This window comes from Halorubrum sp. LN27 (genome assembly GCF_016635065.1).
Lineage (GTDB): Archaea > Halobacteriota > Halobacteria > Halobacteriales > Haloferacaceae > Halorubrum > Halorubrum salipaludis.
On record NZ_JAEPET010000001.1, the window covers coordinates 1,413,075 to 1,428,669 of the forward strand.

Annotated in this window: 13 protein-coding genes; 9 read left to right on the forward strand and 4 right to left on the reverse strand. The window is 71.0% G+C overall.

Features of this window, described 5'->3' with window-relative positions; genetic code table 11:
* The first annotated feature begins 1 nt into the window (after window position 1).
* From JIN95_RS06930 to JIN95_RS06960, 7 genes are all read left to right on the forward strand, one after another.
* On the forward strand, window positions 2-751 hold the full coding sequence (locus JIN95_RS06930) for an ATPase domain-containing protein (RefSeq protein ID WP_095636921.1): 750 nt from the start codon (window positions 2-4) through the stop codon (window positions 749-751).
* A gap of 76 nt (window positions 752-827) precedes the next feature.
* On the forward strand, window positions 828-2,501 hold the full coding sequence (locus JIN95_RS06935; RefSeq protein WP_095636920.1) for a type II/IV secretion system ATPase subunit: 1,674 nt from the start codon (window positions 828-830) through the stop codon (window positions 2,499-2,501).
* A 2-nt stretch (window positions 2,502-2,503) separates the two neighbouring features.
* Complete coding sequence (flaJ, locus tag JIN95_RS06940) at window positions 2,504-4,240, forward strand: archaellar assembly protein FlaJ (protein ID WP_095636919.1); 1,737 nt, start codon at window positions 2,504-2,506, stop codon at window positions 4,238-4,240.
* An 81-nt stretch (window positions 4,241-4,321) separates the two neighbouring features.
* Complete coding sequence (locus tag JIN95_RS06945; protein WP_200530935.1) at window positions 4,322-5,614, forward strand: alanine--tRNA ligase-related protein; 1,293 nt, start codon at window positions 4,322-4,324, stop codon at window positions 5,612-5,614.
* Window positions 5,611-6,612 (forward strand): AIR synthase family protein, encoded by a 1,002-nt coding sequence (locus tag JIN95_RS06950; protein WP_200530936.1) that lies wholly within the window; start codon window positions 5,611-5,613, stop codon window positions 6,610-6,612. Before JIN95_RS06945 ends, JIN95_RS06950 begins: the two co-directional genes overlap by 4 nt.
* A gap of 109 nt (window positions 6,613-6,721) precedes the next feature.
* On the forward strand, window positions 6,722-7,882 hold the full coding sequence (locus JIN95_RS06955; protein ID WP_200530937.1) for an acyl-CoA dehydrogenase family protein: 1,161 nt from the start codon (window positions 6,722-6,724) through the stop codon (window positions 7,880-7,882).
* A complete protein-coding gene (locus tag JIN95_RS06960) occupies window positions 7,879-8,538 on the forward strand; it encodes an HAD hydrolase-like protein (RefSeq protein WP_095636915.1) in 660 nt (219 codons plus the stop codon). Before JIN95_RS06955 ends, JIN95_RS06960 begins: the two co-directional genes overlap by 4 nt.
* Before the next feature lie 18 nt (window positions 8,539-8,556).
* On the opposite strand, the gene JIN95_RS06965 is transcribed toward JIN95_RS06960, so the two are convergent.
* Entirely contained in the window at window positions 8,557-8,937 is a 381-nt protein-coding gene (locus tag JIN95_RS06965; RefSeq protein WP_200530938.1) for a DUF5822 domain-containing protein, read from the reverse strand.
* 242 nt (window positions 8,938-9,179) lie between these two features.
* On the opposite strand from JIN95_RS06965, the gene panB reads away from it, so the two are divergent.
* Window positions 9,180-9,986, forward strand: coding sequence for a 3-methyl-2-oxobutanoate hydroxymethyltransferase (gene panB / locus JIN95_RS06970; protein ID WP_095636913.1), 807 nt, complete (start codon window positions 9,180-9,182; stop codon window positions 9,984-9,986).
* 27 nt (window positions 9,987-10,013) lie between these two features.
* Here panB and JIN95_RS06975 read toward each other — a convergent pair whose 3' ends face one another.
* The 3 genes from JIN95_RS06975 to JIN95_RS06985 all read right to left on the reverse strand — a co-directional run bounded on the left by JIN95_RS06975 (window position 10,014) and on the right by JIN95_RS06985 (window position 14,193).
* Window positions 10,014-11,942, reverse strand: a complete 1,929-nt coding sequence (locus JIN95_RS06975; protein ID WP_200530939.1) for a histidine kinase N-terminal 7TM domain-containing protein — start codon at window positions 11,940-11,942, stop codon at window positions 10,014-10,016.
* A gap of 80 nt (window positions 11,943-12,022) precedes the next feature.
* A complete protein-coding gene (locus tag JIN95_RS06980; protein ID WP_321169271.1) occupies window positions 12,023-13,366 on the reverse strand; it encodes an MFS transporter in 1,344 nt (447 codons plus the stop codon).
* A gap of 233 nt (window positions 13,367-13,599) precedes the next feature.
* A complete protein-coding gene (locus JIN95_RS06985; RefSeq protein ID WP_095636911.1) occupies window positions 13,600-14,193 on the reverse strand; it encodes a hypothetical protein in 594 nt (197 codons plus the stop codon).
* Between the two features lie 119 nt (window positions 14,194-14,312).
* Here JIN95_RS06985 and mdh point away from each other — a divergent pair, with 119 nt between their 5' ends.
* Window positions 14,313-15,227: a malate dehydrogenase gene (mdh, locus tag JIN95_RS06990; protein ID WP_200530940.1), complete on the forward strand. Its 915-nt coding sequence runs from the start codon at window positions 14,313-14,315 to the stop codon at window positions 15,225-15,227.
* The last annotated feature ends 368 nt before the right edge of the window (window positions 15,228-15,595 follow it).

Genomic DNA, 15,595 nt, shown 5'->3' on the forward strand with positions numbered 1-15,595 from the left:
GATGCCCCGCGACAACCTCCTCTCCCTCGGCCTCGGCGAGCGCGACCGGCTGAACAAGGAGCTCGGCGGCGGGATCCCCCGCGGTAGCATCGTCCTCATGGAGGGCGACTACGGCGCCGGGAAAAGCGCCATCTCCCAGCGGTTCGCCTACGGGCTCGTCGAGGAGGGCGCGTCGGTGACGATGATGTCGACCGAGCTCACCGTCCGCGGGTTCATCGACCAGATGCACTCGCTGGAGTACGACATGGTGAAGCCCCTCTTACAGGAGGAGCTGCTCTTCCTCCACGCCGACTTCGACTCCGGCGGGGCGTTCTCCGACGACGACGGGGAGCGCAAGGAGCTGCTCAAGCGCCTGATGAACGCGGAGGCGATGTGGAACTCCGACGTGGTGTTCCTCGACACGTTCGACGCCATCTTCCGGAACGACCCCACCTTCGAGGCGCTCGTCCGGAAGAACGAGGAGCGGCAGGCGGCCCTGGAGATCATCTCCTTCTTCCGCGAGATCATCTCGCAGGGGAAGGTGGTGGTGCTCACCGTCGACCCCTCGGCCGTCGACGACGACGCGATCGGCCCGTTCCGGTCGATCGCCGACGTGTTCCTCGAGCTGGAGATGATCGAGGTCGGCAACGACATCCGCCGCCAGATCAACGTGAAGCGCTTCGCGGGGATGGGCGAACAGGTCGGCGACACGATCGGGTTCTCCGTCCGGTCGGGAACCGGAATCGTCATCGAGAGCCGGAGCGTCGCCTGAACACATGAGCGAGCCGACGCACAGCCGTCCCGCCGACCGGGATGTGACCGATCAGACAGGAGACACGGAGTAGACCATGACCGAACACGGCACAGCGAAACCGTCGGAAGAGCTCCGGAAGGCCGCGATGCGGCGCCCGCACCTCCGCGAGCACCTGCGGGAGTTCAAACAGATCACCGGGGAGTTCCCGCAGTTCATCGAGGAGCCGAAAGACGAGTACGAGTCGAACCGCCCCAACGTCATCTATCCCGTGGGCGGGCCGATCTACAGCCACATCTACGGCGACCTTGGGCAGGACACCAAGTACTACGCCATCGAACCGGAGGTCTCCGGCCCGCAGGCGGAGGTCCTCAACGAGGTGAAGAGCCGGCTCCTCACGGTGAGCGGCCAGCACAGCGCCCCCGACTCGGAGGCCGAGTACGACGACCTCATCGAGGAGCTGTTAGAGGAGGTCACCCACATCGACGAGCAGAATCAGGGGTTCCGCGGCAGCCTCTCGAAGGTGCTCAACATGGGGAAGCTGTCGGTCACCGAGGAGACCTACGAGAACATCCGGTACCGGCTCAACCGGGACATCGTCGGGCTCGGACCGCTGGAACCGGTGATGCGCGACCCGGCCAACGAGGACATTCACGTCATCGGCCCCAAGGAGTGCCACGTCGACCACGGCACCTACGGCATGCTGGAGACGACCGTCGACTTCGGGACCCCCCAGGAGTTCGACAACTGGCTGCGCAACATGGGCGAGCGGATCGGCGACCCCCTCTCCGACTCCGACCCCATCGTCGACTCCACGCTGCCCGACGGGTCGCGTATCAACATCATCTACTCCGACGACGTGTCGCTGAAGGGCTCCTCGCTCACGATCCGGCAGGGCGAGGAGGTGCCGCTGTCGATCAACCAGATCACCAACTGGGGGACGCTGTCCCCGCAGCTCGCGGCGTACCTCTGGCTCTGTCTGGAGAACGAACAGACCGTGTTCGTGGTCGGGGAGACGGCGTCCGGGAAGACGACGACGCTGAACGCCATCCTCTCGTACATCCCGGACGACTCGAAGATCTACACCGCGGAGGACACCGCCGAGGTCATCCCGCCGCACAACACCTGGCAGCAGCTGTTGACCCGCGAGGGCGGCGGCGAGGGCTCCTCCGACGTGGACATGTTCGACCTGGTCGCCGCCGCGCTGCGGTCGCGCCCCGACTACATCATCGTGGGGGAGGTCCGTGGCGCCGAGGGGCGCATGGCGTTCCAGGCGGCCCAGACGGGCCACCCGGTCATGCTGACGTTCCACGCCTCGGACATCGTCTCGATGATCCAGCGGTTCACCTCCGAGCCGATCAACGTCCCGGAGACGTTCATGGACAACGCCGACGTGGCGCTGTTCCAGAACCGGGTGAAGCAGGGCGATAAGGTCCTCCGTCGGGTGACGAGCGTCCAGGAGATCGAGGGGTACTCCAAGGAGATGGAGGGGGTCGTCACCCGCGAGGTGTTCAGCTGGGACCCCGTCGAAGACGAGATCGTCTTCCAGGGGATGAACAACTCCTACGTGCTCGAAGAGCAGATCGCGACGCTGCTGGGGTACGCCGACACCCGTGACATCTACGACGACCTGGAGTTCCGCGCCGAGCTGATCGAGCGGATGATCCAGGAGGACATCCTGGGCTACCACGAGGTGAACGACGCGATCAACTCCTTCCAGCGCGACGGCGTCGAGGGGCTCCCCTTCGACATGCACCGGAACGTCAGATAGCCATGGCGGTGAAGGAGGTCGGAAACGGGCTCGCGACGGCCGCGCAGCTGACCTCGGACGTGCTGGAGTCGTACGAGAAGCTCGACATCTCGAAGCGCAAGTACGTCGGGCTCGTGTTGATCCCGGCTGTCCTCGTCTTCCTCGCGAGCGTCGTCGGGCTGTTCGTCCTCCCGCTCCCGTTCGCCGCGCGGGTCCCCGTCCCGATGTTCGGCGGGCTCGTGTTAGTCGCGGCGGTGATCTACCCGAAGATCTACCTCTCCAGTCTGGAGACCAAGATCGACAACCAGCTGCACCTCGTGATGACGCACATGACCGTGCTGTCGACGACGAACATCGACCGCATGGAGGTGTTCCGGACGCTGGCGAAAGAGGAGGAGTACGGCGTCGCCGCCGAGGAGATAAACCGGGTCGTCCACCTCGTCGACACCTGGAACCAGAGCCTCGACGACGCGTGTCGCCGGCGGGCCGAGGAGGTCCCCTCGGACGCGATGGCCGACTTCTTCGACCGGCTCGGCTACACGATGGGCGCGGGTCAGTCGCTGGAGGAGTTCCTCGTCTCGGAGCAGGACGTCATGCTCGCGAAGTACGAGACGGTGTACGAGTCCTCACTGTCGAACCTGGAGGTGATGAAGGACCTGTACATGTCGATGATCCTCTCGATGACGTTCGCGCTGGTCTTCGCGATCGTCCTCCCCATCCTGACCGGGAACGACCCGACCGCGACAGTGGCGGCGGTCATCGTCCTCTTCGTCTTCGTCCAGCTCGGCTTCTACGCGATGATCCGGGCGACCTCCCCGTACGACCCGATCTGGTTCCACCCGGACGAGCGCGCCCCCGGCGACCTGAAGCTGTGGGCGTCCCTCGGAATCGGGGGCGGCCTCTCCTTCCTCATCATCGGGATCACGGCCGCCGGGATGTTCGGGTACGGCCCGGGGCTCCCCGGGCTCCTCTTTTTCATGGACGACGTGCGGCTCCCGCTGTACCTCGCGGTGCCCATCTCGCCGCTCTTTATCACCGGCGTGATCCTGCGGCAGGAGGAGCAGGCGATCACGGCCCGCGACGGGGAGTTCCCCTCGTTCATCCGGGCGCTCGGCGCGACCGAGAGCGCCAAGCAGTCGACGACCACCGACGTGTTGACCACGCTGCGCGACAAGAACTTCGGGGACCTCTCGCCGTCGATAGAGCGGCTCTACCGCCGGCTCAACATGCGGATCAGCACCGAGGGGGCGTGGAAGGCGTTCACCTACGACACGCGGTCGTACCTCATCCAGAAGTTCTCGGAGATGTACCTCGTCGGCCGGCAGATGGGCGGGGACCCGAAGATGCTTGGCGAGCTGATCTCGAAGAACATGAACGCCGTCAACCAGCTCCGCGAGCAGCGGCGGCAGGCGGCGATGACCTTCATCGGCCTGCTGTACGGGATCACGGCGGCGGCGACGTTCGCCTTCTTCATCGGGCTGGAGATCGTCGCCATCCTCGCCGAGCTCACGTCCGACTTCCAGCTCGACCAGATGGACATCGGGCAGATCGTCTACCCCGGGGCGTACGACATCCCGCTGATCGAGTACCTGCTGCTCACGGTCGTGCTGTTCAACGCGGCCCTCTCCTCGCAGATGATCCGCCGGATCGACGGCGGCAACCCCGCGAACGGCTACATTCACTTCGTCCTGCTGACGTGGCTCGGCGCGGCGACCGCGGTCGCGACGCGGACGCTGGTCAACGCGATCCTCTCGATCTGACCGGCGCGCCGCTCCGACGGTCCGGAACGTCGAGGCGACGAGGCGCCCACCTATTTATCCGACCGCCTCCACGCACCGTCAATGACTGCGTCACGCGCGCCGGCGGAGCCCGACGTCCGGGAGTTCGAGGCGACGGTCGAATCGGTCGACGGCCGGGAGGTCGTGCTGAGCGAGACGTACTTCTACGCCGAGTCGGGTGGCCAGCCGGCGGACCGGGGGACGATCGACGGGATTCTCGTCGCGGACGTGGTCGAGCGCGACGGCGACGTGGTCCACGTCCTCGACGCGGACGCCGAGGCGCTCCCCGAGGCCGGCGAGACCGTCTCGGCGGTCGTCGACGACGCGTTCCGGACCTACTGCGCGCGCGCACACACCGCCTCGCACGTGCTCTACGGCGCGGCGCGCCGGACCTGCGAGGAGCTCGGCTACGCCGGCTTCGACATCTCGGAGACGAAGGTGCGCGTCGACCTGACGACCGCGGAGCCCCTCGACGACGGGGACCTCGTCGAGTTGGAGCGGCTCGCCAACCGCGCCGTCTGGGACTCGCTGCCGGTGTCGTGGGAGACGCTGCCCGAGGACGAGGCCCGCGCGCTCGACGGGATCGCGTTCAACACGAAGACCGAGGAGGGCGCGATGAGCGGGAGCGAGGCCGTTCGCGTCGTGACGGTCGGCGAGCGCGGCGGGGAGCGCGACGGTGACGGCTCGGACGGTTCGGCCGCGCCGACGTGGGACGTGGCCGCCTGCGGCGGGACCCACGTCCGGAACACGAGCGAGATCGGCCCCGTCTCCGTGCTCGACCGGTCGAACCCCGGCGAGGGCGTGACGCGCGTGGAGTTCGCGGTGGGGCCGACCGCGATCGACCACGAGGCCGCGGTCCACGCCGCCGCGCTCGACGCGGCGACCGCCCTCGACGCGCGGGTCGGCGAGCTCCCGGACGCGGTCGGCCGGCTCCGCGACCGCGCCGACCGGCTGGAGGCCGACCTGCAGGCCGCCACCGCCGACCTGCTCGCCGCGCGCCTGCGGGAGTTCCCGCCGGGCGAGGCCGACGCGGACGGCGCGACGTGGGCGGTCGGAACCGTCGACGACGCCGACCCGAACGACCTGCGCGAGCCGGCCCAGCGCGTCCTCGCCGCCGATGGCTCGCCGGACGTGATCGCCGCGGTCGGGACCGGCGACGCGCCGTTCGTGGTCGTCGCGGTCGCGGACGAGGCGATCGGCGAGGAAGACGACGACGGCTCCCCCGACGCCGGCGATGTCGTGGCCGCCGTCACCGACGAGTTCGGCGGCGGGGGCGGCGGCGGTCCGACCTTCGCGCAGGGCGGCGGGCTCGACGCCGACCCCGAGGCCGTCGTCGCGTGGCTCCGCGACCGATGACCGGCAAGCTCGGGCCCGAGGCGCTCGCCGAGGTGCTCGCGGCGACCGGCGCCGACGACGCCGCGGTCGACACGGGCCCCGCCTACGGCGAGGACGCGGCCGCGATCGACCTCGACGGCGCCGACTCCACCCTCGTCGTCGCCGCGGACCCGCTGTCGCTCGCGGCGGACGCGGTCGGCGAGCTGGCGGTCCACGTCGCCTGCAACGACGTGGCCGCGAGCGGCGCGGACCCGCGGTGGCTCACCCACACGCTCTTCCTCCCCGACGACGACCCGGATCGCCGGCGGACCGTCACGGATCAGGTCGACGCGACCGCTCGCGAGCTGGGCGTCGCGATCGTCGGCGGCCACACCGAGGTGCTGCCGTCGCTGGAGCGTCCGCTCTGCTCGATGACCGCGCTCGGCACCACGGACCGGTTCGTGTCGAGCGGCGGGGCCGAGCCGGGCGACCGGCTCCTGCTCACGAAGGGCGCCGGGATCGAGGCGACGGCGATCCTCGCCACCGACTTCCGCGAGGAATGCGCCGAGGCCGGCGTTCCGGAGGCGACCCTCGACGCAGCCGCTGGGTTCCTCGACGAGGTGAGCGTCGTCCCGGACGCCGCGGCCGTCCGCGACGCCGCGAGCGCGATGCACGACCCCACCGAGGGCGGCCTGCTGACCGCGCTGGTCGAGACGGCGTCGGCCAGCGGGACGGTCGTGTCCGTCGAGCGCGACCGGGTCCCGGTTCGACCCGAAACGGAGGCCTGCTGTGACGCCCTCGGGGTCGACCCGCTGGCGACGTTCGGCTCCGGCGCGCTGCTCGCGGCGGTGCCTCCCGAGCGCGTCGCCGAGGCGACCGACGCGCTGGCGGCCGTCGGGATCGCGGTCGGCGAGATCGGGGAGGTGCGGGCGGCAGGGGACGACGGAAGCGGTTCCGACCCCGGCGCCGGGACCGTCCTCCTCGACGGCGACCGGATCGACGAGGCGCCGCGCGACGAACTGTACCCGTTATGGGAGTAGCGGGCGGCGCGCGAGAACGAATCGGGCGGCACGCGAGGAGGCCGCGGCGCGCGAGCGACACGACCCCCCGATCGCCCACCTTTTTGAGTGTGAGATCGAACCGAACGGTATGACTGGCGCACGCGTCGGCTCGTCGCTCACCGACGAACAGGAGGCGATCCGCGACCTCGTCCGAGAGTTCGCGGCCGAGGAGGTCCGACCGGGGGCCGGCGAGGCCGACGAGGCCGAGTCGTTCCCGGAGGACGTGTGGGACGGGCTCGCCGAACTCGGCCTGACCGGGCTGACGGTCCCCGAGGAGTACGGCGGCTTCGGCGCCGACGAGACGACCTACGCGATCGTCAACGAGGAGCTCGCGTACGGCCACCTCGCGGTGGCGACGGCCCTCTCCGTCCACTGTCTCGCCACCTCGTGTATCGCCGAGTTCGGCACGGAGGCCCAGCGGGAGCGCTGGCTCCCGGAGATGGCGGAGTCGGGCCGGCCTGTGGGGATGTTCTGTCTCTCCGAGCCGCACGCCGGCTCGAACCCGGCGGAGATGTCGACCACCGCCGAGTACGACCCGGAGACGGACGAGTACGTCCTGAACGGCGAGAAGCAGTGGATCACGAACGGGAAGCGCGGGGGCGTGGCGATCGTCTTCGCGAAGACTGACAGCGATGATGAGCGATCGATCACCCAGTTCCTCGTCCCTGCCGATACCGAGGGGTTCCAGGTCGGGAAGAAGGAGGAGAAGCTCGGGCTCCGCGCCTCGGACACGACCGGCATCAGCTTCGACGACTGCCGGATCCCGGCGGAAAACCGGCTCACGGAGGAGGGGAAGGGGCTCTCGGCCGCCTTCCGCACGCTCACTGGCGGTCGGATCGGGATCGCGTCGCAGGCGGTCGGGCTGGCGCAGGCGGCCTTCGACGAGGCGAAGGCGTACGCCGCGGAGCGCGAGCAGTTCGGCGGCCCGATCGACGACATCCAGACGATCCGCCACAAGTTCGCGGAGATGGCGACCGACATCTCGGCGGCCCGCCTGCTGGTCCGCGAGGCGTGCCGGCAGGCGGAGGCCGGCGAGGACAACCGCGTCGCGGCCTCGCAGGCGAAGTACCGCGCCAGCGAGACCGCGATGTCGGTGACCAACGAGGCCGTCCAGATCCACGGCGGGTACGGCTACACGACCGAGTTCGACGTGGAGCGGTTCTACCGCGACGCGAAGATCACGGAGATCTACGAGGGGACGACGGAGATCCAGAAGACGATCATCGCGCGGGGGGTGTTGGGCGAGTGACGGGCGGAGACGGGCGATCCGGTGTCGCCGACGACCGCCGCCGATCCGCCGCGGCCGACGGCGGCCCCGTCCCGAGCGTCGACCGACCCGTCGACCTCGCCGCGTACGACGCCGTCGTCTACGACCTCGACGGGACGCTCGTCGAGCTCGCGGTCGACTGGGCCGCGGTCGCGGAGTCGGTCCTCGACGTGTACGCCGCGAACGCGATGATACCGCCGACGGAGGAGCTGTGGGGCCTGCTCGGGGCCGCCGACGACTACGGGATCCGCGACGAGGTCGAGGAGGCCATCGCGGCCCACGAGCGGGCCGGCGCGCGCGACTCGGCGCTGCTCCCGCTCGGCGGGCGACTGATCGAGGCCCTCGACGGCGGGAACGCCGGGCCGCCCGCGGGCGTCTGCTCGCTCAACTGCGAGGAGGCCTGCCGGGTCGCCGTGGAGACCCACGGGCTCGGGGACGCGCTCGACCCGGACGCGATCGTCGGGCGGGACACGGTCGAGACGTACAAACCGGCTCCGGAGTCGGTGCTCGCGGCGGTCGAGCGGCTCGGCGCCGAGCCGGCGCGCGCGCTGTTCGTCGGCGACTCGCGGCGCGACGCCGTGGCGGCGGAGCGCGCGGGCGTCCCCTTCGCGTGGGCCGCGGACCTGCTCGACCAGTAAAGGGGGAGGACCGAGCGCTCAGGCGTCCCGCGGACCGATCTCGTCGGCGTCTTCCGACTTGACAGCCTCGGGGTCGTCGTCGGTCTCGCCGGCATCGTCGTAGTCGTCTCCGGCGTTGGCGCTCTCGGAACCGCCGCTGTCGCCCTCCGATTTCTCCACTCCCCCGTCTCCCGCGTCGGTGCGCCGCGCGTACACCGCGACGGCGACGGCGGTGACGAACCAGATGGGGGCGCCGACCCGGACGGCGAAGGCCGCGCGGGCCCCCCACGAGTCGAGGGTGACGAACGCGGAGAGGACCGCGACGACCGGCGCGCCCACCAGAATGGTGACGACGAACGTCGTCTGCATCACCCAGCCGTAGTCGATCCCCTCGTACTCGGCGCGTTCGACGGGTTGCACGACCGGTCGTCGGTGGCGGACGTGCAAATCGGTGACGGTCCGCGCGGGCGGAGCGAACGGAGCTGGTGGTCCGGGAGAGCGGAGGGTCGATCCGTCGAAGGGGAAGGGCCGATCCGTCGAAGGGGAAGGGCCGATCCGTCGAAGGGGAAGGGCCGATCCGTCGAAGGGGAAGGGCCGATCCGTCGGGTTCCGATCTTCCGGATTCCGGCGATTTTAACCGGTCGCACGGGCGTGTTCGAGGTATGACCACGACGCGGGGACTCCGGGACCGCGACGAGCCGATCACGATGCTGACCGCCTACGACGCCCCGACCGCGGCGGTCGTCGACGAGGCGGGGATCGACGTCATCCTCGTCGGCGACAGCATGGGCAACGCGGTCCTCGGGTACGACTCGACGCTCCCGGTGACGATGGCGGAGGTCGAGAGCCGGACCGCGGCGGTCGCCCGCGCGACCGAGGACGCGCTGGTCGTCGCCGACATGCCGTTCCTCTCGTTCGGCGTCGACGAGGCGGAGTCGGTGCGCAACGCCGGCGAACTCCTGAAGGAGGCGAACGCCGACGCGGTGAAGATCGAGAGCGGCCCCCACACGGTCGAGATGACGCGTCGAATGACGGACATCGGCATCCCGGTGATGGCGCACCTCGGCTTGACCCCCCAGCACGTCAACCGCCTCGGCGGCTACGCCCGGCAGGGGACCGATCAGGACGCCGCCGAGGAGATCGTCGAGCTGGCGGGAGCACACGCCGAGGCCGGCGCGTTCGCGCTCGTGTTGGAGCACGTCCCCGCCAACCTCGCGGGCGCGGTGACGGAGGCGCTCGACATTCCGACGATCGGCATCGGCGCCGGCCCCGACTGCGACGGGCAGGTGCTCGTGATCAACGACGCGGTCGGGCTCGGCCAGTGGTCGCCGCCCTTCTCCCGGCAGTTCGGCGACGTCCGCGGCGAGATGCTCGACGCGGTCGAGCGGTACAAGGAGGCGGTGGCGAGCGGCGAGTTCCCGGCCGAGGAGCACTCGCACGTCGAGTCCGACCTCGACGACCTGTACTGAGCCGGTTCCGCCGTGGCCGGCTCGGCGTCAGTCGTCGTCTACGACCGGGATCGACACCGTCACGCGCGTTCCGCGCGGCTCGCGGTCGGCGTAGTCGACCTCGGAGCCGATCGCCGCGGCGCCCCACTCGACGACCCAGAGGCCGAGCCCCGAGCCGTGTTCGAGCGCGGTCTCCCGACCGGACTCGACCGCCTCGACCTCGTGGTCGGGGATGCCGGGACCGTCGTCCTCGACGACGAGGACGAACCGGTCGTCGCCCCCCTCGCCGTCGCCGCTGTCGCCGTCGCCTTCGTTTTTGTCTTCGCCGCCGTCGCCGCCCCCTCCTCCGCCGCCCCCCCGACGCAGCGACACCCGTATCCACGGGCCGCCGTCCCCGCGTTCGGTCCCCTCGCCGTCGTGGTGGTCGAGCGCGTTCTCAACGGTGTTCTCGACGATCGCCCGGAGCGCGTCCTCCCTGACGCGCGTGGTCCAGTCCCCCTCGCCGAGCGCCGACTCGACGGTCGCGTCGGGCGCGCGGTCGCGGGCGTCGCAGACCGCGGACGCGACGAGCTCGTCGACCGCGACCGCGCTCGCGTCGGCGTCGGAGACGAGGCGTTCGACGGTGCCGGCCTTCTCGCCGAGCGCGGCCAGCGCGCCCGCGCGACGCTCGATCGCGTCCGCCATTCGGACCAGCTCGTCGTCCTCGAGGCGGTCGCGGAGGATCTCGCCGTAGCCGCGGACGACCCCGGCGTCGTTGCGGAGGTTGTGGCGCAGGATGCGGTTGAGCACCTCCAGCTGCTGGCGGCGGCGCTCGCGCTCGGTGATGTCCGAGAGGACGACCGTGTACCCGACGTGGGTCCCGTTCGGGTCGGTCAGCCGCGAGGTCGACACCGCGTAGGTGCGCCGGCCCGTTCCGGTCGCGGCGTCGATCTCGACCGTCTCGCGGGAGCCGCCGGCGGGTTCGGCGTCGTCGTCGGATTCGGCATCGTCGTCGGGTTCGGCGTCGTCGTCGGGTTCGGCGTCGTCGTCGAGATCGGGACCATCGCCGTCGGCACCGTCCTCCGAGTTGTCGCCACCGGAGCCGCCCCCGACGCGGATCGGCAGGTCAAGGAACTCCGCGAGGGGACGGTCGCGGGCGGTCTCGGCGTCGACGCCGAGCACCGCCTCGGCCGCCGGGTTGAGCCGGACGACTCGTCGGTCGAGCGCGAGCGCGACGATGGGGTCCGTCAGGTCGTCGATCGCGGTGCGCTCGGCGGCGCGGCTGGTCGTCGGATTGCGGTCGAACATCTCCGCGCGGTCGAACGCGTACGCGTCCAGCAGCATGTGCGGGACGAACATCAGCGGCGCGAGCTGGAGCTGCGGGACCGGGCCGAGCTCCAGCGTCCACGCGACCAGGGCGAACCCCGGCGGCAGCGAGCTCAGCGCGACCGCGGCGCTCTCTCGCCGGTAGAGGGGGCCGTAGCTGAGCAGGGTGTCGACCAGCAGGAAGACGGCGCTGGCGACGAGCACGGTCTCGACGGCCACGACGAGGTACGCCCACGGGCCGAGCGCGTACGACACGGTCGCGACGCCGAAGACCGGATCGAAGCCGAGCCCGGTCCAGAACCCGCCGTGGATCGGATTGGTGACGATGACCGCGGTCGAGAGGGCGCCGAAGCCGACGATACCCGCGAACAGCCGGCTGCGAACCACGTCGCTGCGCCCGGTGTACGCCAGCGCGAAGCCGAGGAAGGCGATCCCGGTCCAGACGATCCCGAGCCACATCGTCGCCTCTAACGCCCTTCGGACGGCGAGGTCGTCGACGAGCAGTCCGACCCCGTAGGAGCAACACCACGTCGCCTGCGCGGCGAACACGCCGAGGAACCAGTCGACGCCGGGGCGACCCCGGTGTTCGCGGATCGCCAGCGCGAGGCCGATCGCCCCCGCCCCGCCGGCGAGCGAGCCGACGGCGGGCCACGCGGGGACGGCGTCGAGCATGTGTCGGTCAGGAGGGCGAGCCGCGAGGTAAAACTATCGCGCTGCGGCGGCGCTGTCCGCGTTCACTCCGCCGACTGCGCTCACTCCGCCGACCGCTCGGAGTCCGCCGCCCGTCCGAGCCCCGCCGACCGGCCGAACGCGACGGCCACGGGGACGAGGAGGAGCGCGCCGATCAGGAACGGGGACGCGACGGCGACGGTGTAGAGGACGGCCATCAGCGGCGGGCCGACGGTCCGCCCGAGGCTCGAGGCGCCCTGCGTCACCCCGAAGGCGGCCCCCTGTTCCGCGTCGCCGGCGGAGGTCGAGACGAGCGTCGCCAGCGAGACGTTCACGAGGGCGTTCCCCAGCGAGAGCGCGGCGAGCGCGACGAGCAGCGCGACGAGCGGGAGCGTGAGCCACGCCGGGCCGCCGAGGGCGACGCCGCCGGCCGTCCGGTCGACGAGCCCGGTCGCGGGGATCGCGACGAGCGCGGCCGCGAGGACGACCGACCCGGCCGCGACGAGCGTCCGCGAGGGGACGACCCGCGAGAGCCGGCCGACGAGCACGCCCTGGTTCACCGCGCCGAGGACGCCGACGTAGGTGAGGAGGAACGCCGCGGCGGTGGCGTCGTAGCCGAACGCGTCGGCGACGTACGGGATGAACATCACCTGCACGCCCGCGAACGCGACGGCGACGACGAAGTAGGCGACCGTCAGCGGTCGGAGCGCGGCCGAGGCGAGCGCGTCGCGGAACTGCCCGATTGCGGTGGTGCGACCCGCCCGGTTCCCCGCCGCTCCCTCCGCCGGGCGCGTCCTGTTCGGCTCCTCGAGGAAGGCGAACCCGACGGCGACGGCGAGGAAGCTCATCCCCGCCGCCGCGAAGCTCGGGAGCGAGTAGGCGGTGGCCGGGACGAACGCCGGCAGGAGGGCGTCGGCGCGGGCGACCACGGGGTCGGCGGCGAGCAGGCCGCCGATCGCCGGGCCGAAGACGAAGCCGAGCCCGAACGCGGCCCCGACCAGCCCGAGCGCGCCCGCCCGCCGGTCCCGCGGGGTGATGTCGGCGACGTACGCCTGCGCGGCGGCGATGTTCCCGCCCATCGCTCCGGCGAGGGTCCGGGAGCCGAACAGCGCCGCCAGCGCGGCGACGGTCCCGAAGCGCGCGCCCGCCTCGCCGGCGTACCCGAAGGCGACCCACGCGACGCCGGCGGCCGCGAGCGACGCGAGCAGCACGGGACGGCGGCCGATCCGGTCCGAGAGCCGGCCGAGCGTGGGCGCCGCGAGGAACTGCGCGAGCGAGTACGACGCCGCGAGCAGCCCGATGAAGGCGTCGCTGACGCCGAACGACCGCACGTAGAAGGGGAGGATCGGGATCACGATTCCGAAGCCGACCAGATCGATGAAGACGACGCCGATCACCACGGCGAGCGCCCGTCTCGGGTTGGCCACGGTCGGGGACCGCGGCGGGTCGCCGCTCTCGCCGTCGTCGCCCGCGCCGTCGCCGCCCGCGCCGTCGTCGCCCGCGCCGTCGCTGTCCCCTGTCGGGATCTCGGCGACGGCCTCGGTCCCGTCCCCGATCGACGCGGCGCCGGCCTCCGGATGCGTCACGCCGGTGAGTCGCCGCGCGGGAACTTAAAAGGCGGTCGCGCGAGCGCCGCGGTCGAGACGGGAGCGGGCGCGGCCTACAGGTGGCGCTCGATCACGCGCTTCGCGGCCTGTCCCTTCTCCTTCCAGCCGTAGCCCTCGTCGTACACGTGGCGCTTGGCGTCGACGAGCTCCTCGGGCGTCGACTCCTCGAAGCCGCCGCGGTCCCACGCGCCGGATTCGCGGAGCCAGTCGATCACGTTCTCGCGGGTCTCGGGCCACGAGAGCCCGACCATCTCGTACCACGCGACCATCGCGAAGACGGCGTTGTCGTGGCAGCCGGGGACGGAGCCGTGCTCGTAGACGGTCCGCATCGGGTCGCGGGTGGGCTCGGAGACGCGCTCCTTGAACTCCGCCGCGGTGAGCAGGCGGAGCCGGTCGCCGTCCTCGACGACGCGTTGTTCGCGTTCCAAGGCGCCGAGCGCGGCCTTGTGGAGGCCGCTCCACTCGCCGTGGACCGCCTCGCGGAGCGTCGACTCGGCCATCCCGTCCGGCTCGGCGGTGAGGACGGTCAACAGGTCCGTGTACGCCTTCTCGATGGTCGGCCAGCTCACGCCCTCGAAGTCGCAGTCGGCGTCGTGGAGGCTGTTGGTCGTTCGACAGCCGGGACACGGGTAGCGGAACGTCGGCACTGAGTGGGTGTGCGCGGCCGCCGGAGTTAGGGTTTTCGCGACGCGCTCCGCCGCACGGGCGTGTAGGTTCGTGAGGTTCCGAAACGTTTACTCGCCGCCCCGCCCCGACTTCACACGGTATGACAAAGGTCAGCGTTATCGGTGCGGCGGGGACCGTCGGCGCCGCGGCCGGGTACAACCTCGCGCTGCGCGACGTGGTCGACGAGCTCGTCTTCGTCGACATCCCGGACCAGCGCGAGACGACGATCGGGCAGGCGGCCGACGCGAACCACGGCGTCGCCTACGACTCGAACACGACCGTCCGGCAGGGCGAGTACGCGGACACCGCCGGCTCCGACGTGGTCGTGATCACGGCCGGGATCCCGCGCAAGGAGGGCCAGACCCGGATCGACCTGGCCGGCGACAACGCGCCGATCATGGAGGACATCGGCGCCTCGCTCGCCAAGCACAACGACGACTTCGTCACCGTCACCACCTCGAACCCGGTGGACCTCCTCAACCGCCACCTGTACGAGGCGGGCGACCGCGACCGCCACAAGGTGGTCGGGTTCGGCGGGCGGCTCGACTCCGCGCGCTTCCGCTACGTCCTCTCGCAGCGCTTCGACGCCCCGGTCAAGAACGTCGAGGCGACGATCCTCGGCGAGCACGGCGACGCGCAGGCCCCCGTCTTCTCGAAGGTGCGCGTGAACGGCCGCGACCCGAGCTTCGACGCCGACGAGAAGGAGGCGATCCTCGAGGACCTCCAGGAGTCCGCGATGGACGTGATCAGCCGCAAGGGCGCCACGCAGTGGGGGCCGGCCACCGGGGTCGCGCACACCGTCGAGGCCATCCTGAACGACACCGGCGAGGTGCTCCCCTGCTCGGTCGTGCTCGACGGCGAGTTCGGCTACGAGGACACCGCGCTCGGCGTCCCGGCGAAGCTCGGATCCGACGGCGTCGAGGAGGTCGTCGAGTGGGACCTCGACGAGTACGAGTCGGAACTGCTCGACGAGGCCGCAGAGAAGCTCTCCGAGCAGTACGACAAGATCGCTTAAAAGGCAGATCGGCGATCTCCGGTCGTCGACGGCACCGCGATCGCAACACCTCCGATTTTTCCGTGACGCCGGCCGAGATCCGTGACAGCGGTGAGTAAACCATTTATAAGCCGATGTGCGGTGGCGCGTGCCTCCGAGGCCGCCTCGCGGCCGAGGAGCACGCGCGAGGGAGTCGCTGGCTCCCGGAGCGAAGCGGAGGGCGCCAGCGACGAGGTTGGGGAGGTGTGAGGTGCGGTCGCTGTAGCGGGGTGGGACTCAAAGGGGCAGCCGCGAGGACGAAGGCGCGCGACGTAAGGACCGCAAGGAGCGAACGGAGTGACCGACTGAGGACCGCAGCGAGCGTACCGAGCCGTCGCGGCTGGGGCTTT

What these genes read in the sequence shown, in the direction of transcription:
- JIN95_RS06930 (WP_095636921.1), top strand. Translation starts at nt 2, where the DNA reads ATGCCCCGCGACAACCTCCTCTCCCTCGGCCTCGGCGAGCGCGACCGG.
- JIN95_RS06935 (WP_095636920.1), top strand. Translation starts at nt 828, where the DNA reads ATGACCGAACACGGCACAGCGAAACCGTCGGAAGAGCTCCGGAAGGCC.
- flaJ (WP_095636919.1), top strand. Translation starts at nt 2,504, where the DNA reads ATGGCGGTGAAGGAGGTCGGAAACGGGCTCGCGACGGCCGCGCAGCTG.
- JIN95_RS06945 (WP_200530935.1), top strand. Translation starts at nt 4,322, where the DNA reads ATGACTGCGTCACGCGCGCCGGCGGAGCCCGACGTCCGGGAGTTCGAG.
- JIN95_RS06950 (WP_200530936.1), top strand. Translation starts at nt 5,611, where the DNA reads ATGACCGGCAAGCTCGGGCCCGAGGCGCTCGCCGAGGTGCTCGCGGCG.
- JIN95_RS06955 (WP_200530937.1), top strand. Translation starts at nt 6,722, where the DNA reads ATGACTGGCGCACGCGTCGGCTCGTCGCTCACCGACGAACAGGAGGCG.
- panB (WP_095636913.1), top strand. Translation starts at nt 9,180, where the DNA reads ATGACCACGACGCGGGGACTCCGGGACCGCGACGAGCCGATCACGATG.
- JIN95_RS06975 (WP_200530939.1), bottom strand. Translation starts at nt 11,942, where the DNA reads ATGCTCGACGCCGTCCCCGCGTGGCCCGCCGTCGGCTCGCTCGCCGGC.
- mdh (WP_200530940.1), top strand. Translation starts at nt 14,313, where the DNA reads ATGACAAAGGTCAGCGTTATCGGTGCGGCGGGGACCGTCGGCGCCGCG.